Source organism: Pedobacter fastidiosus (assembly GCF_014306625.1).
Classification (GTDB): domain Bacteria; phylum Bacteroidota; class Bacteroidia; order Sphingobacteriales; family Sphingobacteriaceae; genus Pedobacter; species Pedobacter fastidiosus.
Genome location: NZ_JACRYL010000009.1, coordinates 98,210 through 123,832 on the forward strand (window position 1 = coordinate 98,210; position 25,623 = coordinate 123,832).

Sequence of the window (25,623 nt, forward strand, 5' to 3'; positions counted from 1 at the left end):
GCCGATAGAAAACAGGTATTGCTTTTCTACCGTTAAATAAAATCTAAAGTATTAAACTTCTTATTTAAGATATCAGCATTATTCACATCGAGCCATTTATCTAAAATTGTTCCGTAAACTTGCCTAAAATCCAATTGATATTTTAAGTCTCCGGTATCTAAATCGCCTAAATTTGGAGCTGGATTATAAATTCCTTTTTTCTGTAACCTGCCACCGAAAACGAACATATTATTTGCCGTTCCGTGGTCGGTTCCATTACTTGCATTTTGTTCTACGCGACGGCCAAATTCAGAAAAGGTGATTACCAGAGTATCTTCTAACTTATTGTTGGCTTTTAAATCTTTTAAGAAAGCGGCCATGCCCTCGCTGTATTGTTTAAGCAAATTGCCTTGTTGGTTGGTTTGGTTAACATGAGTATCGAAACCACTTAAAGAAACATAATAAACCCTAGTTTTTAACCCTGAGGAAATAAATTTAGAAACCGTTTTAAGCTGATTTGAAAACCCAGTATTTGGATAGGTTGCTTTGGATTGATAAACCTTTGAGGTATTTTGAATGTAACTTGCGGATGAAGAAGTTTCGATCATTGTTTTGTACAAATAACCTAAATTATCTTCATCTAAATGCTCTTTATCATTCTGAATCATCGTTTTGAAAAAGGGATCGTTCGTATTGCGGAACAAAGCTGCGGGATCTTTTAAAGCAATTCCTTTTTTCGTCTGTCCTTTTAAAGCAAGCGACAAAGAATCATCAACTTCTATTGCGGTGTATGGAAATTTACAGGTTTGGCAATTACTATCTAAATAACGGCCAATCCAACCGGTTGATAGAAACTGATTGCTGTCGCTTCCGGTTTGCCAAATATCCATCGAACGGAAATGCGAACGATCGGGATTTGGATAGCCAACATCATTGATAATCGTCATCCAACCTTGATCGTAAATTTCTTGCAATGCGGCCATATTTGGGTTTAAGCCTTGCATATCGTTTAATTTAATTACCTGATCTGGCTGGATAGCGATGCTTTTTCTTTTTTGATAGTAAATATCATTCCCGAATGGGATAACAGTATTTAAACCATCGTTACCTCCAGAAAGCTGTACCACAACCAAATTTTTATATAAACTCAACTCATCTAAAGCCATGGCTTCGAGCGGTTTCATGAATGCTGGAACAAATAACGAACCCGCTGCAACAAAACCTGTATTTCTTAGAAAATTTCTTCTGTTCATCTTTTTAAATTTTGATTAAACGGTTAATAGTTGATAGATATTAATTTTGGCACAAAAGCCAACAAGTCATCAACTATAATTTTTTTAACAAAGTTGATATTCTGGCAGGCTGGTAATTTCTACCGACGTGCTTCTTAAACCTTTATTATCGCTCACCATCTTGATTATTTTATCGTTTAATTTTGGTTGCAATAAAAATTCAGTGAGTTCAAGTGGGGTTAATCCTTTAGGGAGCGTATCTAAAAACTTCGGCCAATCTGCGTTTGCATTTACGTAAGATTTTGGCTTAATACTTGCATTAGCATTATTTGTTCCTGCTCTGCTCAACGCAATTACAGCTTCATCTTCTGGATCTGCCTTGCCACTAAAATCTATTTCGCCATCATTTAAAACTAGGGAAGGAATTCGCATCCGCAACATTAAGGAGGAACTATCAATCCAGCTTTGTCCGCCGGGCCAGCCTGCAACATTTGGTGGATTAAATAAATATTGACCAAGGCTACTTTGTAACTGAATTAAAACCTGTGGTTTGTTGTAGGTAACATAAAACTCGCGACTTAAACCGACTAGAAATTCTGCTGGCGATTTAATTTTTGTACCCACATTTTCTGGAGCATAAAACCAATCTGAAGTGAACATCTTTTTCATCAATTCCGAAATATCATATTTCGAATTGTAAAAATGGGTTGCCAATTCTTTAACTTGCTCTTCGTTAGGATTATCGTTAACAAAAAACTTATAAACTTTACGAGCGATAAACTGTGAAGTTTCTGGTTTTTCTAAAATAATATCGATGATGTTTTCACCCTGAAAATTTCCAATTTTACCGAAAAAAGTTTTGGTTCCGTCATCATGAAGATTGGGACGAAAAATAAATCCACCATCTTTATCGTATTGCCAACCTGTAAATGAACGGGCAGATTCTTTAATATCCTGTTCACTATAATTTCCTCGGCCCAAGGTGAAAAGCTCCATCAGTTCACGAGCAAAATTTTCATTTGGTCTGCCCTTTCTATTTTGTTGATTATTGAGGTATTGCAACATGGCAGGAGATTTGGAAACCTCTACTAATAAAGTTTTAAAACTGCCTAAACCATTTTCTCTTTGGATGTTGTTAAGCTGTTGTGCAAAGTATGGGTTGTTGCTTCTACAAGCAAAGTGCCCATGCCAAAAAAGCGTCATCTTTTCTTTCAGAGGCGCATCAGTATTAATCATTTTGCTTACCCAGCCTATGTTCAAATCGCGACTAACTTCGTTCTGCATGCGCACAATATCCTGTCGCATTTTCTTTTCCTCATCCGTTAAATCTTTTTTGGAATAAAGACCAGCTTGTGCCAATAACTGGCGTTTAGATTCAACATCATTAACCAAGGTTATATTATCATCATTTTTAGATTTTTTTAATAATCCATCAACAACTTTATCGATGTTCTTTCTGCTTAGTTTTTGTAAATCGGGATAGGAAATGCCGAAGCCTGCACGGTTGTAAAGATGTTTTACTTTTAGGAAATTATCTTTCGCGTTCATAGTGGACGATTTTAACAGTATGACATAATTTAAACGCTAGGGTTTAATGTTTGTTTTCTTTCTTATTTTCACCTATGTTTTTTCAACTCGCTGATGATGATCTAAGTTTCCCAAATCCTGCTTTAGCAGAAGAGGATGGCTTGCTTGCTATTGGTGGCGATTTAAGTTTAGAGAGATTACTCCTTGCCTATTCAAACGGCATTTTTCCTTGGTTCAGCGAAGACGATCCAATCCTTTGGTATTCACCACATCAGCGTTGCGTAATTTATCCGAAGAGAATTAAAATAAGCAAAAGCATGAAAAAAATTCTAAAAGAAAATGTTTTCGAGGTTACAGTTAATACTGCATTTGAAGCCGTAATTAAAAATTGTGCTGATACACCAAGGATAGGGCAGGATGGAACTTGGATAACTAACGAAATGCAAAACGCCTACATCAATTTACATAAAAAAGGTTTTGCCCACAGTGTTGAAGTGTGGCTCGATAAAAAATTAGTCGGGGGTTTATATGGAATAAAAATTAACCGTGTTTTTTGTGGCGAAAGTATGTTTAGCCACGTAAGCAATGCGTCGAAAACAGCACTAATTTACCTAAGTAAAACAGATCTTGATTTAATTGATTGCCAGTTGCCGAACGACCATTTAATGAGTATGGGCGCTGAAATGATAGAACGGGAACTATATACATCTATTCTTCAAAAAGCCATTTAAATTTTATTTGTTATCTAATAATTCTTGTTGGCGCATGGCGTGTTCAATTCTTTTATCGGGAATAAACCAAATACAAGCGACTAAAAAGTAACATGAAACACCAATCCACGGGTTTATAAAGCTTAGGCCGACACCTGTAATGTAGAACAATAAAGAGATTTTTCCTTTAGCATCATTGCCAATTGCATGAACAATTAAAGAATCTTGACCCTCCGTTTTTTTGATCACAATTACAAGTAAAGTATAGGAAACCGCAGCGAGAAAAAGTACAACTCCGTACATAATTACTGGCCATAAGGCAAAATGATTTTCGCCCATCCATCCTGCAGCAACCGGAAATAATGAAAGCCAAAATAAAAAGTTAAGGTTGGCCCAAAGCATAGCGCCACTAACTTTTTTTACAGCATGCATTAAATGATGATGATTGTTCCAATAAATACCTACATAAATAAAGCTCAAAACATAACTTATAAACTTTGGGATCAGCGGTTTTAAAGTCATTAAACTTTCGCCTTCTGGTACTTTAATTTCGAGTACCATAATGGTGATGATAATTGCAATTACCCCATCGCTAAATGCTTCTAGTCTGCCTTTGTTCATAAAATTTGTTTGGGTTCAGTTTGTTTACAATTATCAACCAAATTAGTTTAAAAAACAAAAACCTGCAATGTTTAAATATTGCAGGTTCGTTTTAAGGTTTTTTGGCTATTATAATTCTCTAACCCAAATGTTTCTAAAGCTTATCGCCGGACTTGGATCTCCGTGATCTTGAAGTTTAATTGAAGCTGGGCCATGTTTTTTATAAGCAGGAGCACCAATATATCTCGTTTCTCCTTTTAATATGAAGTTGTTTTGTAAAAGCACGCCGTTTAAAAATAAGGTAACGCTTGCTGGTTTACTAACAGTTCCATCTTCGTTAAAGCGAGGTGCATTCCAAACGATATCATAATACTGCCATTCTCCAGGTTGTTTATTTGCATTAGCTAAAGGAATTGCTTGTTTGTAAACACTTCCAGTCTGCCCGTTAACGTAGGTTTTGTTTTTGTATGCATCCATAATCTGGATTTCATAGCCATCATCTCCACCGCCTGTTGAGGCTAAAAAGACGCCACTATTTCCTCTTGCCTGACCTTCGCCTGAAATATTCGCTGGAATTTTCCATTCCATGTGAAGTTGGTAATCGGTAAATTTTTTATTGGTTTCGATATTTCCAGTTCCCTTTTTTACAGTGAAGAAGCCATCATCAATTGTCCATGAGGCAGGCTTAGATGGATCTTTAACCGAATGCCAAGCATCTAAATTTCTTCCATTAAACAATATAATGGCATCTGAAGGTGCTTCTTGGGGAAGTTTGCCTGGTGAAACTACTTTCGGAACGGGTTCCCAAACCTCTGTAGTTTTAGGATCATTGGCAGGATCTACTTTTTTATCTTGCGCCATTGCTTCTACTGCAAAAAATGCCGGAATAAATAATAATGCGTATTTGTTCATATTCAAGGATTAACTTTCTAAAGTTAACCAGTTTATTAAGAAATGGAAATTTCGTATTTAAAATTTTACCCCAATTCGTCAACAATATAGGTTTCGGTTACTAAAACTTCGTCTGGCGCTAAATCAATTTTTTGCTGTTCTGCTAAATCACGCATTGGGCAATAGCCTGTAACGCCTCTGTATAGCAAGCCTGCACCAATTGCTGCGCCAGTTAAAGCAATTACTGGATGCGAAAAAATGCTCGTTAAGCCTTTATACAGTAAATAAGTTCCGGCTGCGCCAGATAACCAACGCTCTGATCGAGAAACATTTTGGAATAATTCAGGGTATTTCCATACCTCTTTAATGTTGCTTATTGTGGTGTTTAAATCTTCATTTGTCATGATCGTAGAATTTATGTTCTATAATATAACAAGTTAAGGAGGATTGAGTTTTAAAATTAATTAGATAGAAGTATTGCCACGGAAACACACATTAACACGGAATAAATTAGAAGTCTCGTCATGGCGAGGTGCGAAGCAATCTTAATGCAGAAAAAAAATAAAGAAACAATAATTATAATTTCTTACTTCAATATATCTCTTATATCTTCCTTACTTAACGATTTAAAGAAACTTTCTTCGGTCGTAATTAAAGAATTTGCTAAAGATTTTTTGCGTTTCTGGAGCGCTAGAATCTTTTCTTCTACAGTATCTTTCGAGATAAATTTATAAATGAATACTTTTTTGTCTTGCCCAATTCTGTGGGTACGGTCAATTGCTTGTTGCTCTACCGCAGGATTCCACCAAGGATCTAGAATAAAAACGTAATCTGCCTGGGTAAGATTTAAACCTACGCCACCGGCTTTTATTGAGATTAAGAAAACCTTTAATTCTGTGTTTTGCTGAAATTCAGAAACAATTTCTCCACGGTTTTTAGTTGAGCCATCTAAGTAAGCAAAAGGAATATGTTCCTTTTCGAAATGCTTTTTAAAAATATCGAGGTGTTTTACAAACTGAGAAAATACCAAAACCTTATGCCCACCTTTAAGTACATTATCGAGCGTATGAATTACGTTTTCGAACTTGCCCGAATCGGAATGGTAGTCGCTATCAATCATCACAGGGTGATTAGCTAACTGACGTAAAGCCGTTAAACCTTGTAAAAGCTGAACCTGCTTTTGGGCAAAAGTTCCATCATCCATGCTCTGCAATAAATCATTACGGTAAGCAGATTTGGTTTTTTCATAATACTGAGCTTGATCTTCGCTCATATCACAATAAATAATCTGCTCTGTTTTTGGTGGAAGTTCTGCCGCAACCTGTTCTTTAGTTCTTCGTAAAACAAATGGCTTTATAATCGATTGTAGTTTTCTAGCTTTTTCTTCATCTTTCTTTTTCTCAATGGCTTGCACATATTCTTCGTAGAAAAAAGCTTGTGTGCCTAATAAGCCTGGATTTAAAAAAGTTAACTGCGACCATAAATCACCAACAGAATTTTCTACTGGAGTTCCGCTCAGAATCAATTTATTTTTTGATTTTAAACTTCTAACCGCTTTGAAAGATTTCGAGGAAGGATTTTTTATATTCTGGCTTTCATCCAATATAATATAGTTGAAATAAAGATTCTTAAGCTCATCTACATCAACCCTGGTTACGCCGTAGGTTGTAATTACGATATCATAATTGGCAAAATTTGCCACGTCTTTATTTCTGTTTGTGCCAGTATGCGCCAATATCTTGAGCTTTGGCGTAAACTTTTTAGCTTCTGTTAGCCAGTTGTAAATTAGCGAGGTCGGCATTATAATCAACGATGTAGTTTGGGTTTCTAAAAGCTGATCGTCTTCTTTAACTTTTTGCAACATGGCTAAAGTCTGAATGGTTTTACCCAAACCCATATCATCGGCAAGGCAGCCTCCAAAGTTATATTCACGTAAAAAGCTAAACCAGTTATAGCCTGCCTTTTGATAATCGCGTAAACTGCCTTTAAAGTGCACCGGCATTTGCGTATCGGCAATATTTTCGAAATCATTTAAGCGTTGAAGCTTGCGTTCTAGCGTTACATTTGCTAAGCTATCTTCGGCCAAATCGTTAATTAAACCAATGTGGTGTTTCTTTAATTTTAAGGTTTTTCCGGCTTCGGCCAGGCTAAATAAACTGCCGTATTGCGTAAACCATTTATCAGGAATAATGGCAACTTCGCCATCGGGCAATAAAAATTCTCTTCTTTTATGTAAGATGTGCTGTTTTAAAGAGAGAAATGGAATCTGGTATTTTCCAAACCAAACTACAGCATTAATATCAAACCAGTCGTTGCCTTCTTTAACTTCTAAATCTATTTTATTGGCGCCGAAAACAAATTTCTTTTGTCCTGTAGCTTGTTCAATTTCAAAACCTGAACCTTGTAAAATTTCAATATGTTCGTTAACCCAATTTATAGCCGCATAACTCGGATTTTCATCCGCAGCAATAACTTCCAAATTACTAAACAGTGCACTTGTTTTTTTAAGTCCTAAAGATAGAAGCAAACTGAATTGTTTTTTCTCCCATTCTGCAGAGCGTTTTATTCTATGGAAAATATAGTTATCATCGGTTTTCTCTAAACGAACTGTTACTCGGTGTGCATTTTCGACAGGGAAAGTATATTCGCCATATTTAAAGTAAAGTTGAATTTGCGATAAACCACCATCAACATACAAAACCTTAATTATAGGAGTGGCTTCAAATTGCTCGGTTCTAATTTCGAAACCTTCAGCGTAAACGTGATGTTTCTCTATCAACGGCGCTACAAATTTTTCGAAGTAAGTTGCCTCTGTCGCTTTCGGAATCGCGATGTAACGTTTGTTTAAAAACGGTTGTAATTTCTTGCCTTCAATATCTTGATCAAAAAAGTATAAGACATCATTTAACAATAACCAAGCAGGTTTGTTGCTCACAATCTGCGCATCTTTAAACATAAATTCGATGCGTAAATTTTGATATTTTATTGTTGGAAAATAACGGGTTTCTGTCTCGTTCTTACGGAAATGAAAAAGTATTGAAGCAGGTTCAGTAGCCAATTCAATTTTGCGTTCAACAGGCCAGCCGTCTTTATCCATTATATAAAGCTCATCTTTAACCTTTAAAAGCTCCAAAGCTTCAGCAAGCTTTTTCTCGATTTTCGGTCTTACACTTTCATAAAATTTATCATCAAAAACCTTCGCGAAAAACTCTGTTGGGCGAATTAATTTTTTATAATATTTTTTAATGATAGAGTCTTGTTCAATATCATCCAAAATCTTGATTAGCTTGTAATCTATTTCAGAAAGACATGCATTAAATTCTTCAGCTGTATGCGTGAAAATTCTCTGATAAGTAAAAGAAAAATCGCCTTGTGGGTTTAATTGAACAACATGAGGCTCAATAACATAGCCCAAATACTCATGCTTGCACAAAGAGTACACCACTTTACAGGTTTTAGAGCTATCGACACGTAACATTGAATGGTTTGAAATTTTTTAGAAGCTAGGCGCTTAAAAAACTTTAAACTTACAATAATTTAAGTTTACATCAAAAAATCTAGCTTAAATGGGCATAAAATTTTTGATTCAAATTATCGTGATTATTCAATTAAAATGTAGATGAAATATATAATGTATTATTTCTAAATTACGGCTTATCAAACGTTCCCACGGAACGTAAATTTTAAATGGCCTTTTTGCTACCCAGCAGTCGTCCCGATGGGACGATTTTAACATTTAATATATTATTTATGTCTTGGGTTTAATTTGATGTTTGTCGGTCCGATTCGTTTGAGGAAATGTTTGCCATAAATGTTTATCATATTCGAACGTTTAAATTATTCTTGCCATATAAAGTTAGCGACTTCAACACATATTATTACCTTAGGTCGAGTCATCATCCTTCTGATGGGACGATTTTAACCCCATTACAATATATTATTATGTCTTCAGTTTAATTTAGCATTTATTGATCCGATTCGGTGTGAAGAAATGGTTATAAATCTTATGTATTTGGTTTCAAGAGCTTTAAATTATTCGTCTCATCTAGGCGATATTCAAAAAGATATATTGTTAAGACTCTACTCATTGGTCTTCTCGAAGGCACAATCTTAATAACTATATGATATTTAAGGTCTTTCAGTTTAATTTGATATTTATTGATCCGGTTATGTATGAACGTAATTTTAGAAAAGATATATGTTTTTAGCTCCAATACCTTTAAAGTATTCGTCCCATCGGGACGACTGCTGGGTAGAACCCAAACCATGTATTTTTTACGTTCCGTAGGAACGTTTGATAATAAATTATATAAAATTTATTTCTACAAACAAAAGGCATCCTGAAAACCAGAATGCCTTTAATACTTTGTGAATTTTAAATTTTATTTCCAGCCACCACCGAGTGCACGGTATAAATTTACGACAGATTGTAATTTCTGTAATCTATCATTAATCCCACTCAGCTGAGCAGTTAATAAGCTTTGCTCTGAGGTTAAAACATCCGTATAATTTGTTGCCGAACTATAGCGTAATAATTCTTTTGTAAAATCTACAGCTTTGGTTAAAGAAGCAATTTGTTTTGCTCTGGTTTCTTCTTTTTCTGCTGCGGTTTGATAAGCATACAACGCATTCGATACTTCTTGTCCGCCTGTTAAAAGTGCTTGTTGGAAAGTGTAAAATGCAATTTGCTGATTTGCCTGTGCTGTTTTTAAACGAGCTTTATTTGCACCTTTTGCAAAAATTGGCTGCGTTAAACCACCAACTAAACTATAAAAAATAGAATTGTCGAAAAAATTGCTGAGTTGTAAACTTGTTAAACCACCAGAAGCAGTGAGTGTTAAAGCAGGATAGAAGTACGTTTTTGCAACATTGGTGTTTTCAAAAGCAGATCTAAATCCAAATTCTGCCGCAATAACATCTGGGCGGTTTTGCAAGAGCTGTGCAGAAACGCCTGTTTGCAAATTCGTATATGGTGTTTGCTGATCTAAAGTAGTGCGGTTAATACTGCCTGGTGCTCTAGCCAAAACAACGCTCAATGCATTTTCTGCTTCTTTTACACTTCTTCTCAAATCTGGTAAGGTTACTTGTGCAGCATATAAATTTGCTTCACTTTGCACCACTGCGGCTCCATTAACAACTGCTCCTTCTTTTAAGGCTTTCATGGTTTCAACATCCTGTGTTCTAATTTTTACAGTTTGTTCTGTAATGGCCAATTGCTTATCATAAGCCAATAAGGTATAATAACTATTGGCAATTGTAGCAATTAACTGGGTTTGAACAGCACGTTTGGCCGCATCGCTTTGAAGTAAAGTAGCATAAGCAGCACGTTTCGCACTACTTAACTTTCCCCAGATATCGGCTTCCCAAGCGGTGCTTAGTTGCGCTCTGTAAGTTTGCGTTTCTAAGTTGATGTTAATGCCTGCAGGAAAATTTTGTGCCGCTGCAGATGCCTTATTGTCGGTAACCGAAACATCACCTTGTAAGCTAGGTAAAAAAGCCAAACGACTTTGTTGTAATATTGCTTCAGAAATTTTAATCCGCTCAATAGCTTGTTTCAAATCTAGATTCTCGTTAATTCCTTGCTGAATTAATGATTGTAAAGTAGTATCCGAAAACAAGCTTTTCCACGGTAAATCTGCCATGGTAACGGTGTCAGTTGTATTATTATCTCGGTATAAACCATCATTCTTAACCTGCGGACGGTCGTATTTTTTAGTTACGCAGGCACTCAGGGTAAGTATGGTAAGTCCGATTAAAACGGAATGCTTATAGCTAAATTTCATGTTCTGTTAAATTAATGTTTGCTGTTAGCTGTGGCTAATTCGTATTCTTCAGGTGTCTGTTCTTTCTCAATTCCCTCATCGAATGGCGATTTATTGCTCACTCTTTCTTGTAGGCTTTGGAAGATAATAAACAATGCAGGGATTACAAATACACCAAATAACGTACCGATTAACATCCCACCAACTGCACCTGTACCAATTGATTTATTTCCTGAAGCTCCCACACCAGATGACAACATCAAAGGCAATAATCCTAAAATAAAGGCGAAAGAAGTCATTAAAATTGGACGTAAACGAGCTGTTGCACCATCTATTGCGGCATTAACAATGCTCATTCCTTTTCTTCGTCGATCTACAGCGTATTCTACAATCAAAATGGCATTTTTAGCGAGCAAACCAACGAGCATAATCAAGGTAATTTGAGTATAAATGTTGTTATCTACTCCGAATATTTTATCGAAAACAAATACACCGGCCAAACCAACTGGTAGAGAAATTAATACTGCCAATGGTAAAATATAACTTTCGTACTGTGCTGCCAAAAGGAAGTAAACGAAAATTATACATAATAAAAAGATAAATACGGTTTGGCTTCCACCACTTATTTCCTCACGAGATAAACCCGAAAATTCATATCCATATCCTGCTGGTAAACTTTGTGCGGCAACTTCTTGTACAGCTTTCAATGCATCACCAGAACTATAACCCGCATTTGGGTTACCTGTTACGGCGATAGATGTAAATAAGTTGAAACGTGAAATTGCTTGTGGTCCATAAACTTTTGTCAAGGTGATAAACTCAGAAACTGGCGCCATATCTCCTTTACTATTACGAACAAAAATGCTGGTTAAAGTTTGCTGATTGGCACGATATTGTGCATCGGCCTGATACATTACCCTAAACTGCTTGCCAAATTTATTAAAGTTTGATGCATAAACACCACCATAATAGCCCTGCATTACACTTAAAACATCGCTTACTGTTAAGCCGGCTTGTTTAACTTTTGCAACATTAACATCAATTTGATATTGTGGGAAGTTGGGGTTAAAGGAAGTTGATGCATATTGAATTTCTGGACGTTTACTCAACGCTGCCAAGAATCCATTTCCAACATCATTAAATTTATTAATATCGCCACCGGTTTTATCTTGTAATTGAAATTCGAAACCACCACTTGTACCAAAACCTTGGATGGTTGGTGGCGCAAAGAAGATAATTTTAGCGCCCTTTATGTTTGCAGTTTTTGCAAAGAGTTCGCCAATAATTGCTTTAACATCGCGTTTACGTTCGTCCCATGGAGCTAAACGAGCAATTACCATCCCGTAAGAACTTCCCGAACCACTAATCATACTCCGACCAACAACTCTTAGTGAGTTTTTGATTTCAGGAATCTTGTGTGCAATACTGTCGATTTTTGCAATTATAATATTTGTTTCTTCTTGAGATGTTCCGGCAGGTAATGAAATATCAGACATGATCGTTCCCAAATCCTCGTTAGGTACGAAACCTTTAGGCGTGGTATTCATGGTCCAAACCAAAACAACGGTAAAGAATGCGATACCTAAACCAACAACCCATTTTTTTCTAGATAGGAAGCCAACTGATTTTTTATATTTTCCAGTAACGGCATCGAATGAAGTATTAAATGCATCGTAAAAACGATTTAAAAAGTTTTTCTTTTTTTCGTGATCTTCCGTATGTGGTTTTAAAAACAATGCACATAGCGCCGGACTTAAAGTTAAAGCGTTAATTGCAGAAAGGATAATTGAAATGGCAAGGGTTAAACCAAATTGTTTGTAGAATACACCTGAAGATCCTTGAATAAAACTCACCGGAATAAATACTGCGGCCATTACCAGTGTGATGGAAATAATCGCACCGCTAATGTCATCCATCGCATCAATAGTTGCTTTCTTTGCGTCGGTATAACCTTCATCAAGTTTTGCGTGCACCGCCTCGACGACTACAATCGCATCATCCACCACAATACCAATCGCGAGGACAAGTGCAAAAAGGGTTAATAAATTGATGGTAAAACCGAACAAACTTAAAAAGAAGAATGTACCAATAATCGCCACTGGAACACTTATCGCCGGAATTAATGTTGATCTAAAATCCTGTAAGAATATAAATACAACTAAGAATACTAAGATAAATGCTTCAATTAAAGTATGAATTACTTTCTCGATTGATGCATCCAAGAAATCATTTACGTTAACTAAAGTTGTATAGTGAATTCCTTTCGGGAAAGTTTTTTGAGCCTCATCTAATGTCTTGATGGAGTTTTCAATAACCTCTTTCGCGTTAGAGCCCGCAGTTTGGTTAATAGCGATACCTAAAGCTTGTTTACCATTAAACTTAACTGAACTGGCGTAACTTTGAGCACCCATTTCAATTCTGGCAACATCTTTTAAACGAAGAATTTGCCCATTAGCATCTGCTTTAATTATGATGTTGCTAAACTGCGCCTCATCTTTTAACCTACCAGAATACTTTAAAGTATATTGAAATGCCTGATCGCCTTGTTCTCCAAACTGACCTGGAGCAGCTTCAACATTCTGCTCGGCCAAAGCAACATTAATATCGTTCGGAACCAAGCCATAAGTTGCCATAATATCTGGCTTAAGCCAAATTCTCATGGTATAATCCATTTGTCCAAAGGCACTTGCATCACCTACGCCATTAATACGCTTAATTTGAGGGATGATGTTGATGTTGGCATAATTCTGTAAAAACTTCTGATCGTATGATGGATCATCACTGTAAATACCAAAGATAAGTACATTACTCGCTTGTCTTTTTGCTGTAATTACACCCGATTTAGTTACCTCAGCCGGAAGTAAACTTGTTGCTCGGGCAACCCTATTTTGTACGTTTACAGCGGCTAAATCTGGATTTGTACCCAATTTAAAGTTTACGGTAATTGTAGCTGTACCATCGTTACTGGCTGATGAAGTCATGTATGTCATGTCTTCTACACCATTTATTTGCTCTTCCAGTGGAACAACAACGCTATTCATTACCACATCGGCATTTGCACCTTGGTATGAAGTAGAAACCTGCACCGTTGGTGGCGCAATTTCTGGATATTGTGAAACCGGCAACGTAGCTAAACCTAAAACACCGAGAATTACGATGATGATGGATATAACCGTTGATAAAACCGGCCTTTCTATAAATTTCTTAAACATAATTAATATCGCTGATTAGTGAGATTGTACTGATTACTATTACTTTTTTATATCAGCATAAACTGAATCAGAGCTTTTTTCTTCGGGTTTAATTTTAGCACCATCTTTTAACGATTGGAAACCTTCTAATACTACTTTATCGCCTGCTTTTAAACCCTTAGTTACTACATAAAATTTATCTTTTGCTAAATCCATAATCTGAATTTCAGTGCTGATAATTTTAGCAGAATCGCCCAATACGTAAACGAATTTTTTGCCCTGTAAATCGATTGTAGATTTTTGAGGAATGAGAATAGCGTTTTCTATATGTTGGGGAATTCTTACAGATGCACTTCCTCCTGATTTTAATAAGGAGATTGGATTAGGAAAAGTAGCCCTTAAACTTGCAGAACCCGTTGCAGTATTGATTTGACCATTAATCGATTCGATTTTGCCATTTTGAGCGTAAACTGTTCCATCTGCCAGTACCAAACTCACAGCGGGAATGTTTTTCATTTGCTGAGCCAATGTATTTCCTTTGTACGTTTTAGAAAAATCTAAAAGCTGTTTTTCGTTAAGGGAGAAGTAAGCATAAACTCTAGATGTATTTGAAACGGTAGTAAGTGGCTCGGTACTCGAACTGCTTACCAAACTTCCATTTCTGAAAGGAATGCTTCCAACAACGCCATCAACAGGACTTGTAATTGAGGTATAACTTAAATTAACCTGTGCATTTGCCAAAGCTGCCTTAGCTTGAGACAATGCTGCTTTTCTACTTTGCAAAGTTAACTGTGCAGCATCTAAATCGTATTTGCTAATAATGTCTTTTTCAACTAAAGGCCTTGTTTTGTTTACCTGTAATTGAGCCGCATTAACATCAGCCTCTGCACTGCTAATTGCCGCTCTTGCTGTTCTAACTTCTTGCTCGTATTGTGGTGCCATTATAGTAAAAAGAAGTTGCCCTTTTTTTACCACAGCGCCTTCATCAACCAATATTTTTTGAATAAAGCCATCTACTTTTGGGCGGATATCGATATTTTGAATTCCTTCTATAGTTGCAGGATAATCTGAATTTAATTCTGTTGTTTGTGCATTAACGGTAAAAACCGGGTAAGGTTGTGGACCAGCCGCTGCTGCGGCTGCTGCTTTTTTTGCATCGTCATTACTTCCGCAGGATGCTAAAAGCATACCGATGCTCATGCTAAAAAAGAGAGTTGTTACTTTTCTCATGGACTATTTCTGTGTGTTTAAATTTAAATTTCCGGGGTTAAAAGCGTAATCAAATACCGAAGTTTTGATTTTCGCTTCAACTGTCCAAAAATAGAGCCTAAAAAAAAATAAGTCTGTCCAAATTCTGTCATTTAATCAATCGATTGATTTATTTTTTCATTAAAAACTGTTTAAAAACTTGTTTAACAGGGTATTAAGGTTGATTTGTTAGCTAAAAATGCTATGTAAATTAATTGCGACAGTTGTTAAATGATGTTAAGAAGGCACAATGTAATGGTTAGAATTTCGATGATATGTTAGGAAAAACAGTCAATTTGATTGCGAGCTTAGTGTGAAATGTACACATATGGGTTTTTGGCTGTATCATCATTTAATATATGCTTCGTCCGCAATTTTTTCTTGCAAAGCCATGATTATTTTGATTGATTTTCTCCTTTACTTTGCGCAATAATTCTAGCAAGTACTATGGTTAATTATCGCGAAATTTTCGAAGAGCAAGGAATGGATTATTCTACTTATCGCCAACTGGTTGATAAGCTTTTAGCTGAAGGGCATACCACCGGGCCAGATAGTTCTGAGGCTATGCTGCATTATAGTAAAATGAATGTTCAGCGCATGAGTCGCGTAGATAAAACAGCAAGTTTAAACACAGAATTATCGACAGCAATTGATCAAATAAAAGGAAACTATAAACTATTGGTTATTACAGAAGGATGGTGTGGTGATGCGGCACAGATTATTCCAATTTTTAATAAAATTGCTTTGGCGGCGCCAGATAAATTTGAGTTAAAATTCGTACTTCGTGATAAAAATCTTCCTTTAATTGATGCGCATTTAACCAACGGCGGAAGAGCAATTCCAGTTTTACTAGTTTTAGATAAAACAGGCGAAAATGTTCTGGCAAGTTGGGCGCCAAGACCCCAGGTTTTACAAGCGCTACTAAAAGAGTGGAAAAAGGAAACAACCGAAATGCTTGTAATAGCAGAGAAACTTCATGGTTGGTACGCAAAAGATAAAACTCAAACTACACAGGCAGAGTTAAGTGGGCTTTTAAATCAGTTGGAGGATAATTAATTAAAGTCGTCGGCCTAAATTTAAGTTAGGCTTTAAAGATACTAACATTGCTTTTTTGTGGGACACTAACCAAAGCGTCCTGCCCAATCGGTAATATGTGCGCTCATTTGTAAACAAAATTAAAATGACGCAGCACTTTAACAGTTTCTTAATCTTCAATAGATTTTAATACAGTTTCAAGTTCTTTATCCGAAATAGAATCCTGTTCGGATTTATCATAAATGGATAGGAGATAGATCTTTTCTTTTACGATCCTAACTCTAGTGATTAATCTAGCGCCTGCAGATTTACCTTTGCCTTTACTTGAGATAGTGATTCTAATTTTATAGCAATCGTTTCCTATTGGTGTGCCCTGAAGAGGGTCTTCTCTTAGGTTTTCTACAAAAGTAATTAGATCATTTTTAGCAGATTTGTGTTTTTTGCAAAGTTTTTTAATTCTTTAATGAAGAGGGATGATGTAAGTACATCATATTTCATCCACTAGGTCCTCAAAACGCTTTAAATTTAATTTTCCTTTTTCAGCTAATTCTGTTTCCTTGTAAGCGTTAGCTAATTCATTTAGATATTGTTCTTTTAATTGATCAATATTTTTAATCTTAACACCTTTAATGCTTTTTAAAGTTTCTAATATCGAAAAGGCATTCTCGCCTTTTATTTCCAATGTAACTTCCATAGGATTTATTGTTTAATCTAAATATACCATTTTCAACAGCTAAAATGGTTTTTAGTTTAATCTACACTAACCGTTAATCCTTCTTGTTGCAAAATTTTACGGTAAACTTCCATTTCAGTAAACGATCCTTCTAGTACAGGACATTTTCCATCATTATGAACTTTCCACGCAATTTTTTCTGATTGAGATTCGTTATAATCTAGATATTTCATCATGCAGTAAATTACATGATCAAAGGTATTCACATCATCATTCCACAAAATAAGGCGATGTACGGTTTTTAGGGAAGTTAAAATTTCTTCGAGCGTAAAGGTCTCTTCTTTGGTTTCTGTAGACATGGAGCAAAAATAAACAATAATTGGAAGATAATATGATGGAAGATGTAATATGTTAAATGGAAGATGAGCTTTTGCAGGTTATAGAAATATTTTTAATTTTCGATTTGGGTTTGTTTACTGATGTTCAATCCATTTTCCATCTTCCCTCGTACTTCTTACATAATCTTCATCCCTTTTAATACATTTGTTAACCAAATAATAAAATGAGCATGCACCAATCTAAAATTGCCGGAATTGGATATTACGTTCCGAAAAATGTATATACCAATAATGATTTAAGTCGTTTTATGGAAACCAGCGATGAATGGATCCAAGAACGTACAGGGATTAAAGAGCGTCGTTTTGCCGATCGATATGAGGAAACCACCACAACTATGGGTATTGAGGCCTCTAAAATAGCTTTAGAACGAGCAGGGATTACAGCAAAAGATGTTGATTTTATAGTTTTTGCAACTTTAAGTCCCGATTATTATTTCCCTGGATGTGGCGTTTTACTGCAACGCGAAATGGGAATGGGCGAAATTGGTGCTTTAGATATCCGCAATCAATGTTCGGGTTTTGTTTATGCTTTATCCGTTGCGGATCAGTTTGTGAAAACCGGAATGTATAAAAATGTTTTGGTGGTAGGCAGTGAAAAACATTCATTCGCGATGGATTTCGAAACCAGAAGTAGAAATGTTTCTGTAATTTTTGGAGATGGGGCAGGTGCAGTTGTGCTTCAGCCAACCGATGAACCGGGTAAAGGGATTTTAAGTACACATTTACACAGTGATGGCGCTGATGCTGAGATTTTGGCCATGTACTATCCCGGTTCTCACGCCAATAAATGGATGAAAGATAAACCTGCCTTTCCTGATCAGGAATTAGGTGGATTATTTATGACCAATGAAATTTTGGAAAGTGGCGCAGCTTTACCTTACATGGATGGACCATCGGTTTTCAAAAAAGCAGTTGTTAAATTTCCGGAAGTAATAAAAGAAGCATTAACGGCTAATAATTTAACAGAAAAAGATATCGATATGTTGGTTCCGCATCAGGCCAATTTACGCATCAGCCAATATGTGCAACAGCTTTTGGGCTTACGCGATGATCAGGTTTTCAATAATATCCAAAAATACGGGAACACTACCGCCGCATCAGTTCCTATTGCTTTATGCGAAGCTTGGGAAGCGGGTAAGATTAAAGATGGCGATTTAGTTTGTTTAGCTGCTTTCGGGTCGGGATTTACTTGGGCAAGCGCATTAATTAGGTGGTAATTAAACGTTTTATAAAAAATCGAAAAAAAATATATCAATATCGCTGAAAATCAGCAATTTAATCCTTAGTTTTATTTTTGTTACAAAGGATTATATGGCGATAGAGATTTACTCAGGCAATTTTGGAACAAAAGAAATAAATCACCTCCTTAAACGTACTTTATTTGGCGCAAAAAGAAGTGATATTAGTATAGTTATGGGTCAGTCTGTAACTCAAGTTGTCGATCTGCTCCTAAAAGATCTTCCGCTTCCAAATCCTCCAATAAATAACTACAACGATACCGGTTACACCGATGCAAATGTTGCTGCTGGCCAAACTTGGGTTAATGCCATTTATACTGATGGTACGGCAAATAGTCGGCGGGTAGGTTCGTTTAAAGCTTGGTGGGTTAGTCAAATGTTGGCTCAACCCATTTCGCTAGTAGAAAAGATGACGCTGTTTTGGCACAATCATTTTTCTACAGAAGCTGATACGGTTGATGATGCCCGATACATTTACAAACACAATAATTTACTTCGCAGTTTAGCTTTAGGCAATTTTAAAACTTTGGTAAAGCAGGTAACTATTGATCCTGCCATGCTTAAATACCTTAACGGATCTGCAAGTACAAAATCTGCTCCCGATGAAAATTATGGAAGGGAGTTACAGGAACTCTTTACTATGGGGAAAGGTCCAGATTCTAAATACACAGAAGCCGATGTAAAGGCAGCAGCAAGATTGTTAACCGGCTATAAAATTGATTCGGTTGCCATCACTTCTGTATTCGATTCGACTAGACATGACGTTGCCGACAAACAATTTTCTGCGTTTTACGGCAGTAAATTAATTAAGGGTAGAATAGGTGTAGATGGAGCAAAAGAGGTTGATGATTTGCTGGATATGCTTTTTGCACAGGTAGAATTGAGTAAATATATCTGCAGAAGACTGTATCGCTTTTTCGTTTATTATGATATTACTTCAGATGTAGAATCGAACATCATTACGCCACTTGCCGAAATTTTTAGAACCAATAATTACGAAATAAAACCCGTACTCAAAGCTTTACTCACCAGCAGTCATTTCTTTTTGGCACAAAATAGATCATGCAATATTAAAGCCCCTGTAGATTTTGTGGTCGGTTTGGCCAAGGAATTTGAAATCGTTTTCCCTGATGCGACTGATTATGTAAATGCCTATTACATGTGGGATTATTTGCGAACCACAGCATCCAACCTTCAACAAAATCTTGGTGATCCACCGAATGTTTCTGGTTGGCCTGCATATTATCAAATTCCTCAGTTTTACGAACTCTGGATTAATTCTGACACTTTACCAAAAAGAAATATTTTTACCGATCGGTTTATTAGCTCTGGTTATACCCGCAATGGGAAAAAGATTGTGATTGATGCAATTGCCTATACTTCAAAATTTAGTAAACCCGAAGATCCAAATGTACTGGTTGATGAAGCTTTATCGCATTTATACACGATAGATGTGAGCCCAGAAGTTAGAGCGTTTTTAAAAAGTATTCTTTTAAGCAATCAGGTTAACGATAGTTATTGGACCACTGCTTGGCTTGATTATAAGACGGCTCCAACAACAATGAAAACCACAATTGTTTTAACCCGTTTACAGGAGTTTTATAAATATATTATGAACCTTGAAGAATATCAACTCTCATGAAAAGGCGGGATTTTATAACTAAGGCAATGCCTGCAGGGGTTTTAATTCCATCATTAATTGGTGGCTTTTCGCTTAAAGCCTTTGGTGCTTCAAGTTTATTATCGGCCATTACTGCCGCCAATCAAGAAACTGACCATGTTTTGGTAATCATCCAATTAAATGGTGGGAATGATGGTTTAAATATGATTCTTCCACTGGATCAATATGATAATTTAACCATTGCTCGCACCAATATAATCCTGCCTAAAAATAAAATTATAAAACTTACTGGCTTTAATACCGGCATTCACCCAGCTATGTCTGGCTTGGCAGGCTTGTATGATGATGGAAAAGTTCAGGTCATTCAATCTGTTGGTTATCCACAGCCAAATTTCAGCCATTTTAGGGCGACAGATATTTGGCTTTCGGCATCAGAATCTGATCAGGTTGTAAATAGTGGCTGGGCCGGGCGATATTTGGCTGAGGAGTACACAAACTTTCCGATCGGTTATCCAAATGCAGTAATGCCAGATCCATTAGCGATTCAAATCGGATCATTCATTTCTCCAGCCTTTCAAGGGCCATCGGTAAACATGGGGATGGCCATTTCAGATCCTGTAAATTTTTATAATTTAATAAATGGAATTCAATCGCCTGCTCCAAATACAAATGCGGGTAAAGAGTTAACTTATGTAAGACAGGTTGCACAACAAACGCAACAATATTCTTCGGTTATTAAAACAGCTGCGGGCAAGGTAACCAAGCAAGGTGTTTACCCAACCAATAATTCGTTGGCAGATCAGTTAAAAGTTGTAGCCCGATTAGTTGCTGGCGGATTAAAAACCAGATTATACATGGTTAACATTGGGTCTTTTGATACACATGCCGCTCAAGTAAATACTGGATCAACAGAAACAGGAACTCATGCTATTTTGCTGCAAAAGGTTAGCGATGCAATTAAAGCATTTATGGATGATTTGAAAACTCTTGGCGCTTCAAAACGAGTAGCCGGAATGACTTTTTCAGAGTTCGGTCGACGGATAAAATCCAATGCCAGTAATGGAACAGATCACGGCGCAGCGGCACCGCTAATTGTTTTTGGAGATGCCATACAAGGTGGAGTTTTAGGTAAAAATCCAACCATCAGTGCCACAACATCAGTAAATGATAATATTCCAATGCAGTATGATTTTAGATCCGTGTATGCCACTTTATTAGAAAAATGGTTCTGTGTAGATAAGGCAACACTTTCTAACGTAATGCTTAAAGATTTTCAATCTCTACCCATCATTCAGGCGAGCACCAATTGCATGTCTACAAGTTTAGCCCAAGCCAATCATTTAAGTGGCGAATCTTTAATTACAAACTATCCGAACCCTTTTACAACCACTACAACCATTAAATATTACTCAAAAGGTGGCCATGTTTTAATTCAGGTTTTTAATACAATGGGCCGCCTAATGGCAACCGTAGTTGATGCAGTTAAAGAAGAAGGAAATTATAGCATTAATTTCGAAAATCAAAATTATGGCCCAGGCGTTTATTATGCCCGCCTCCAAAATGAAGAATTACAGCAAGTTCGCAACATGCTTATCGTAGCCTAATGGATTTATTTTCCTGCAATAAAGTCTCCCAAATAACTGCATTCTGTTGATGCGGTTTGATAAAATAGGGTTTTGCTATATTTTAATCTTAATTCCTTAAAATAGGGATTGTTGTAATTTGCACGAATAAAATCTTTATACTTTACATCATCCTTATCGTAATAACCAAAAGAAAGTGATTGCGAATTCATTATAATCTGTTTCTGTGCGCATTTGGCCAGCATGAAAGTACACTTCGCTTTAAAATCGGCATTTGTGCTTAAAGCCCTTGCTTTTAAATACCAAGCTTTCGCAGTCTGCGCTTTTTTATAATCTACATCGTAACCATATTTTGGCAGACTATAATTATCATAAGATGACCAATCATAGCTAATTAAAAACCAACTGTTCCCGAAATAACCCGTTTGATAAACTGCATTTGCCATTTTGTAATAATAAAGTGAAGCATTCTTCTTGTCACTTACGCTTAACTTTTGCAAGTGAAGCATTTCAATAGCAAAAGATCTTTTCGTAATAGATGTTTTTGACGTTACATATTTTTTAGGATAATCATTGATGGTTTGTACGAAAGGATTTGCATATAATTTAGTGTTTTCCTCTTGAGCATACCAATTTTCAGGAGTGAAATAGGTGTAAGTGGAAGATACTTTTGCAAACATTTGAACTGCTTTGTCATATTGGTGCGTACGCAAATATGTAGTTCCATAAAGCTCATAAAAATCGTCATTTTTGAGTTGGTTTAATGCTTTTGCCAATAAAGCAGTCACATCGTTTCCAGAAGCTTTAGTTTTATAAACCGCTATGCGTTGCATACTTTTTGGAGTTAGATATTGTTGCCAAAAGACTTTGGTTTGATAGCTCATGTTTTGGAAAAGCGAATTTTCTTTCAAAATTTTAGATTCCAAATCTCCCTTTACCATCGCTAGAGCTGCCTTTGCCGTATCACCTAACTTAAGGTAGGAGGGCGCTAATATTTGCTGATAAAAGTTTCTCGTAGTTCTACTAAATCTTTTATCCTCATTATCCCAATCATTAACCTGGGTTTTGTTTTCTTCAAATCGTTTTTCATCAAGCCATTTCAAGGTCGGCAATAAATCGTTCTCATTAAATGGGTTGCCTTTTTTAATGTTTTTTGCTTTCAGTAAAAGATCTGTAATACGGTATTGATCGCGTAATCTTTCTGGGAGTTTATCCGGATTTAAAATCGCCAGATAATTCGAAGCCAAGAAATCTTTATTTTCTATCCACGATAAATAAGCAGCAGTTAATGTGCCCAATTCTGGTTGCGGATATTTTTTCTCTGAAGCTAGTTTTACAGCAAAATTTCTGATTTCGTTGAGGTGTTTCAGGTTTATGTTTTTAATACTATCCTTGTATTTTGGATTGTTGCTGTCAGAGAAATAGTAGTTAAAAGATATTTTAGCAATGTCGTTATCTGCGATTAAAGCTTGTTCTAGTTTATTTACTTCTCTAACCAATAAGGCACCATTCAGCAAGCTTTTAGGCTCGTATTGATAAACTTTATTTAAGCTTTCCACATTCGATTCTGGATTTCCAAAACCATTTATAGCCCAAATATTTGCTTTTTCATTACTAGATTTTGCATATTTTAATGCACCATTTACCGGAGCGCTATTGTAATAATAATTCTTATAAGCTTGAACTCTTCTCTCTGGACTGCTTGCGAAAACTTTGGAAAAAAGGTAAGCGGATTCCTCTGGATTACCTAATCTCCGAATAGAACCAGCATACAATGCCAAAGCCCATCCTTTTACTGCACTGTTTTCTTTACTGCCACCTATAAATTTATCGTAGGTAGTTTTGCTATCGTTGTGTAAGCCAGCATAATGAAACATACGCTGGGCCTGATATGCATAGCGCAATTTAAGAAAACTATCTTTTTCTGATTCTGTTAAACTCAAAGCTTCCTTAGCCTTAACATCCATAGCTACACTATCACGAGGTTTAGGATCCCAAAGATTGAAATCTACATTTGCATACGGCTCACAGTTTTTTGCGAAAAGATAATATTTCAAAACATTTTTTTGTTTACTTAAACTTTGAATAAAGCTGTTCTTTTGTAAGCTATCTGGCAGTTCAGAGATTTGTCCTTTATAATTTGCAAGCTTAACACTTGTTGCGCTATCGGTTTCATACATCACTTTGTGTACATCTTCTGCTTTAACGTCTAAATATTTAGCCCATTCTTTACTATTAATTTCAGTCTCATCTTCTCTTTCATCCTCACTATTTAAATATTGCATTTGATTAAAGGCGAACGATGAATACTCATCTCCCTCAACATTGTTATGGAAATAAGAAATGTAATAATCATAAGGATCAACTTCTCCACCACAAGCGAAATTGATGGCGATTTCGCCAAAAAATGTAATTAAGAAAACGCTAAAAATTAGCAATAACTTTTTGAAAGTCTTCATTCGTAAAATGTTTTAAAAGGTCGGTGTCGAGATGATAAAAGACGAGATTTCGTTCTTCTGGTTTTAAATATCGGGATAAAAAACTGGATGTTGCAAGTAAATCTGTAGGAGAAATTTCTTCCCATCGAATTACGTCTCCTTGCTTTAGTCCTGCCTCTGGATAATCAATCAAAAGATCGTATAAAATCGAACTTCCCTGCTGTTTAAAAAGCTTTTTGTTTAAAAGCAAATCTTTATTTACCCGTTTAGAAATTCCGGCATATTGTTGTTTTCTAAAAACCACAGCCCACTCAAAAATTGGCAAGGCAACATCAAGTTTCAACGGATAACTTTCTAAATAATCTTTTAAGTATATGTCCATCTCATGTTGATTCAAGATTGAATTTTGTTGGCCATATTTTCTTAAATTTCCCATGTTATAACACATCAATATGGCTTTTTTTACCGGAGGAATTCCGCTTGAGATTAAGTTTTTTACTTGATGCAATCGCAGTGTGACCGAAACCGTTTTGTTTTTTAGGAGCGGATTGGTCTGCAATATTTTTAAGAAGTTAAAATACTGATTTTTGGTTGTTTTTGTCCAGTCGCAATCTATTTGGAGTTCGGTAAAATGTTGTTTGCCTGCTTGCTTAACTTTAGCATCAACAAAGTTTGCAACACGATTAGCGAGCAGAGCAACGTGTTGCGAATCGAGCTGATTAAATAGGTTGTTCACTAGAAATACAACTGGAATAATATCGATGTTTTTGGGTAATGGATCAGAAAATTTTATGGGAGAAACTGGCACGGCTTGCTGTAAATCGGGATTAAAATCTACATCCATAATACGAACGTAAAGCGATTTCGATTTAAATTGATTGAGGTAGTTTGTCTCTGCTTTTTTGTTCTGATAATCGGTTCTCCAAAAATAAAATGTGGGGTGAACAGGCATTTTCTGCTTGCAAGAGACAAAGAAAAATACAGAAATCACTAAAATACCTATCTTGCGCATACCAAATTTATTCATCAAAAGTAGCATAAAATGCGAGCAGTTTTACAAAGAGTTACACAAGCAAGTTGCGTGGTAGATGGTATTACAACAGGCGCTATTACAACAGGGTTTTTAGTCCTTTTGGGGATTGAAGATGCGGATACAGCCGAAGATTTAGACTGGCTTGCCCAAAAAATTATTGGAATGCGGGTTTTTAGCGATGAAAATGGAATGATGAATAAAGCTTTGGCTGATGTTAATGGAGATATTCTTTTGATTAGTCAGTTTACTTTATTTGCTGCGACTAAAAAAGGAAATCGTCCGGGGTTTACCAGAGCGGCCAAACCGGATGTAGCCATTCCGCTTTATGAAAAAATGATCGAGAAATTATCAGCATTGCTAGGCAAAAAAGTTTCAACAGGAATCTTCGGTGCAGATATGAAAATCAGTTTGTTAAACGATGGACCGGTTACCATATTAATCGACACAAAAAATAAAGAATAAGT

20 protein-coding genes are annotated in these 25,623 nt (G+C 36.1%); 6 read left to right on the forward strand and 14 right to left on the reverse strand.

Features of this window, described 5'->3' with window-relative positions; genetic code table 11:
• Window positions 1-32: 32 nt before the first annotated feature.
• Both H7U22_RS11600 and H7U22_RS11605 read right to left on the reverse strand, forming a co-directional pair.
• Complete coding sequence (locus H7U22_RS11600) at window positions 33-1,232, reverse strand: DUF1501 domain-containing protein (RefSeq protein ID WP_187071523.1); 1,200 nt, start codon at window positions 1,230-1,232, stop codon at window positions 33-35.
• An 84-nt stretch (window positions 1,233-1,316) separates the two neighbouring features.
• Window positions 1,317-2,759 carry a DUF1800 domain-containing protein gene (locus H7U22_RS11605; RefSeq protein ID WP_187071524.1) on the reverse strand — a complete coding sequence of 481 codons (1,443 nt, stop codon included), beginning with the start codon at window positions 2,757-2,759 and terminating at the stop codon, window positions 1,317-1,319.
• A gap of 74 nt (window positions 2,760-2,833) precedes the next feature.
• Between H7U22_RS11605 and aat the strand changes: the two genes are divergently transcribed.
• The gene (gene aat, locus H7U22_RS11610; RefSeq protein WP_187071525.1) at window positions 2,834-3,469 is read left to right on the forward strand and encodes a leucyl/phenylalanyl-tRNA--protein transferase; all 636 of its coding nucleotides are present in this window, start codon (window positions 2,834-2,836) and stop codon (window positions 3,467-3,469) included.
• Between the two features lie 3 nt (window positions 3,470-3,472).
• On the opposite strand, the gene H7U22_RS11615 is transcribed toward aat, so the two are convergent.
• From H7U22_RS11615 to H7U22_RS11645, 7 genes are all read right to left on the reverse strand, one after another.
• Window positions 3,473-4,069 (reverse strand): TMEM175 family protein, encoded by a 597-nt coding sequence (locus H7U22_RS11615; protein ID WP_187071526.1) that lies wholly within the window; start codon window positions 4,067-4,069, stop codon window positions 3,473-3,475.
• 108 nt (window positions 4,070-4,177) lie between these two features.
• Window positions 4,178-4,960: a 3-keto-disaccharide hydrolase gene (locus H7U22_RS11620; RefSeq protein WP_187071527.1), complete on the reverse strand. Its 783-nt coding sequence runs from the start codon at window positions 4,958-4,960 to the stop codon at window positions 4,178-4,180.
• 65 nt (window positions 4,961-5,025) lie between these two features.
• A complete protein-coding gene (locus H7U22_RS11625; RefSeq protein WP_187071528.1) occupies window positions 5,026-5,343 on the reverse strand; it encodes a YgaP family membrane protein in 318 nt (105 codons plus the stop codon).
• A gap of 182 nt (window positions 5,344-5,525) precedes the next feature.
• Window positions 5,526-8,417 carry a DEAD/DEAH box helicase gene (locus H7U22_RS11630; protein ID WP_187071529.1) on the reverse strand — a complete coding sequence of 964 codons (2,892 nt, stop codon included), beginning with the start codon at window positions 8,415-8,417 and terminating at the stop codon, window positions 5,526-5,528.
• A 904-nt stretch (window positions 8,418-9,321) separates the two neighbouring features.
• A complete protein-coding gene (locus tag H7U22_RS11635) occupies window positions 9,322-10,722 on the reverse strand; it encodes an efflux transporter outer membrane subunit (RefSeq protein ID WP_187071530.1) in 1,401 nt (466 codons plus the stop codon).
• 11 nt (window positions 10,723-10,733) lie between these two features.
• The gene (locus tag H7U22_RS11640) at window positions 10,734-13,913 is read right to left on the reverse strand and encodes an efflux RND transporter permease subunit (protein ID WP_187071531.1); all 3,180 of its coding nucleotides are present in this window, start codon (window positions 13,911-13,913) and stop codon (window positions 10,734-10,736) included.
• Window positions 13,914-13,952: 39 nt separating this feature from the next.
• Window positions 13,953-15,122, reverse strand: coding sequence for an efflux RND transporter periplasmic adaptor subunit (locus tag H7U22_RS11645; protein ID WP_248284730.1), 1,170 nt, complete (start codon window positions 15,120-15,122; stop codon window positions 13,953-13,955).
• A 465-nt stretch (window positions 15,123-15,587) separates the two neighbouring features.
• Here H7U22_RS11645 and H7U22_RS11650 point away from each other — a divergent pair, with 465 nt between their 5' ends.
• Window positions 15,588-16,196, forward strand: a complete 609-nt coding sequence (locus H7U22_RS11650; protein ID WP_187071532.1) for a thioredoxin family protein — start codon at window positions 15,588-15,590, stop codon at window positions 16,194-16,196.
• 148 nt (window positions 16,197-16,344) lie between these two features.
• Here the strand turns inward: H7U22_RS11650 and H7U22_RS11655 are convergent, their stop codons facing one another.
• Genes H7U22_RS11655 through H7U22_RS11665 form a run of 3 tightly spaced genes read right to left on the reverse strand, consistent with a single transcriptional unit; the run spans window position 16,345 to window position 17,207 of the window.
• Window positions 16,345-16,632 (reverse strand): type II toxin-antitoxin system RelE/ParE family toxin, encoded by a 288-nt coding sequence (locus tag H7U22_RS11655; protein ID WP_187071640.1) that lies wholly within the window; start codon window positions 16,630-16,632, stop codon window positions 16,345-16,347.
• 30 nt (window positions 16,633-16,662) lie between these two features.
• Window positions 16,663-16,869, reverse strand: a complete 207-nt coding sequence (locus H7U22_RS11660; protein WP_187071533.1) for a hypothetical protein — start codon at window positions 16,867-16,869, stop codon at window positions 16,663-16,665.
• A 56-nt stretch (window positions 16,870-16,925) separates the two neighbouring features.
• Window positions 16,926-17,207, reverse strand: a complete 282-nt coding sequence (locus H7U22_RS11665) for an ATP-dependent Clp protease adaptor ClpS (RefSeq protein ID WP_187071534.1) — start codon at window positions 17,205-17,207, stop codon at window positions 16,926-16,928.
• A gap of 203 nt (window positions 17,208-17,410) precedes the next feature.
• On the opposite strand from H7U22_RS11665, the gene H7U22_RS11670 reads away from it, so the two are divergent.
• The 3 genes from H7U22_RS11670 (at window position 17,411) to H7U22_RS11680 (ending at window position 21,709) form a co-directional block, all read left to right on the forward strand.
• Entirely contained in the window at window positions 17,411-18,463 is a 1,053-nt protein-coding gene (locus H7U22_RS11670) for a 3-oxoacyl-ACP synthase III family protein (RefSeq protein WP_248284731.1), read from the forward strand.
• A gap of 94 nt (window positions 18,464-18,557) precedes the next feature.
• On the forward strand, window positions 18,558-20,126 hold the full coding sequence (locus H7U22_RS11675) for a DUF1800 domain-containing protein (protein ID WP_187071535.1): 1,569 nt from the start codon (window positions 18,558-18,560) through the stop codon (window positions 20,124-20,126).
• Window positions 20,123-21,709, forward strand: coding sequence for a DUF1501 domain-containing protein (locus H7U22_RS11680; protein WP_187071536.1), 1,587 nt, complete (start codon window positions 20,123-20,125; stop codon window positions 21,707-21,709). Before H7U22_RS11675 ends, H7U22_RS11680 begins: the two co-directional genes overlap by 4 nt.
• A gap of 5 nt (window positions 21,710-21,714) precedes the next feature.
• Here the strand turns inward: H7U22_RS11680 and H7U22_RS11685 are convergent, their stop codons facing one another.
• Entirely contained in the window at window positions 21,715-24,147 is a 2,433-nt protein-coding gene (locus H7U22_RS11685; RefSeq protein ID WP_187071537.1) for a hypothetical protein, read from the reverse strand.
• Entirely contained in the window at window positions 24,113-25,138 is a 1,026-nt protein-coding gene (locus H7U22_RS11690) for a hypothetical protein (RefSeq protein WP_248284732.1), read from the reverse strand. Before H7U22_RS11690 ends, H7U22_RS11685 begins: the two co-directional genes overlap by 35 nt.
• Window positions 25,139-25,168: 30 nt before the next feature.
• Between H7U22_RS11690 and dtd the strand changes: the two genes are divergently transcribed.
• Window positions 25,169-25,621 carry a D-aminoacyl-tRNA deacylase gene (dtd, locus tag H7U22_RS11695; protein ID WP_187071539.1) on the forward strand — a complete coding sequence of 151 codons (453 nt, stop codon included), beginning with the start codon at window positions 25,169-25,171 and terminating at the stop codon, window positions 25,619-25,621.
• Window positions 25,622-25,623 lie beyond the last annotated feature (2 nt).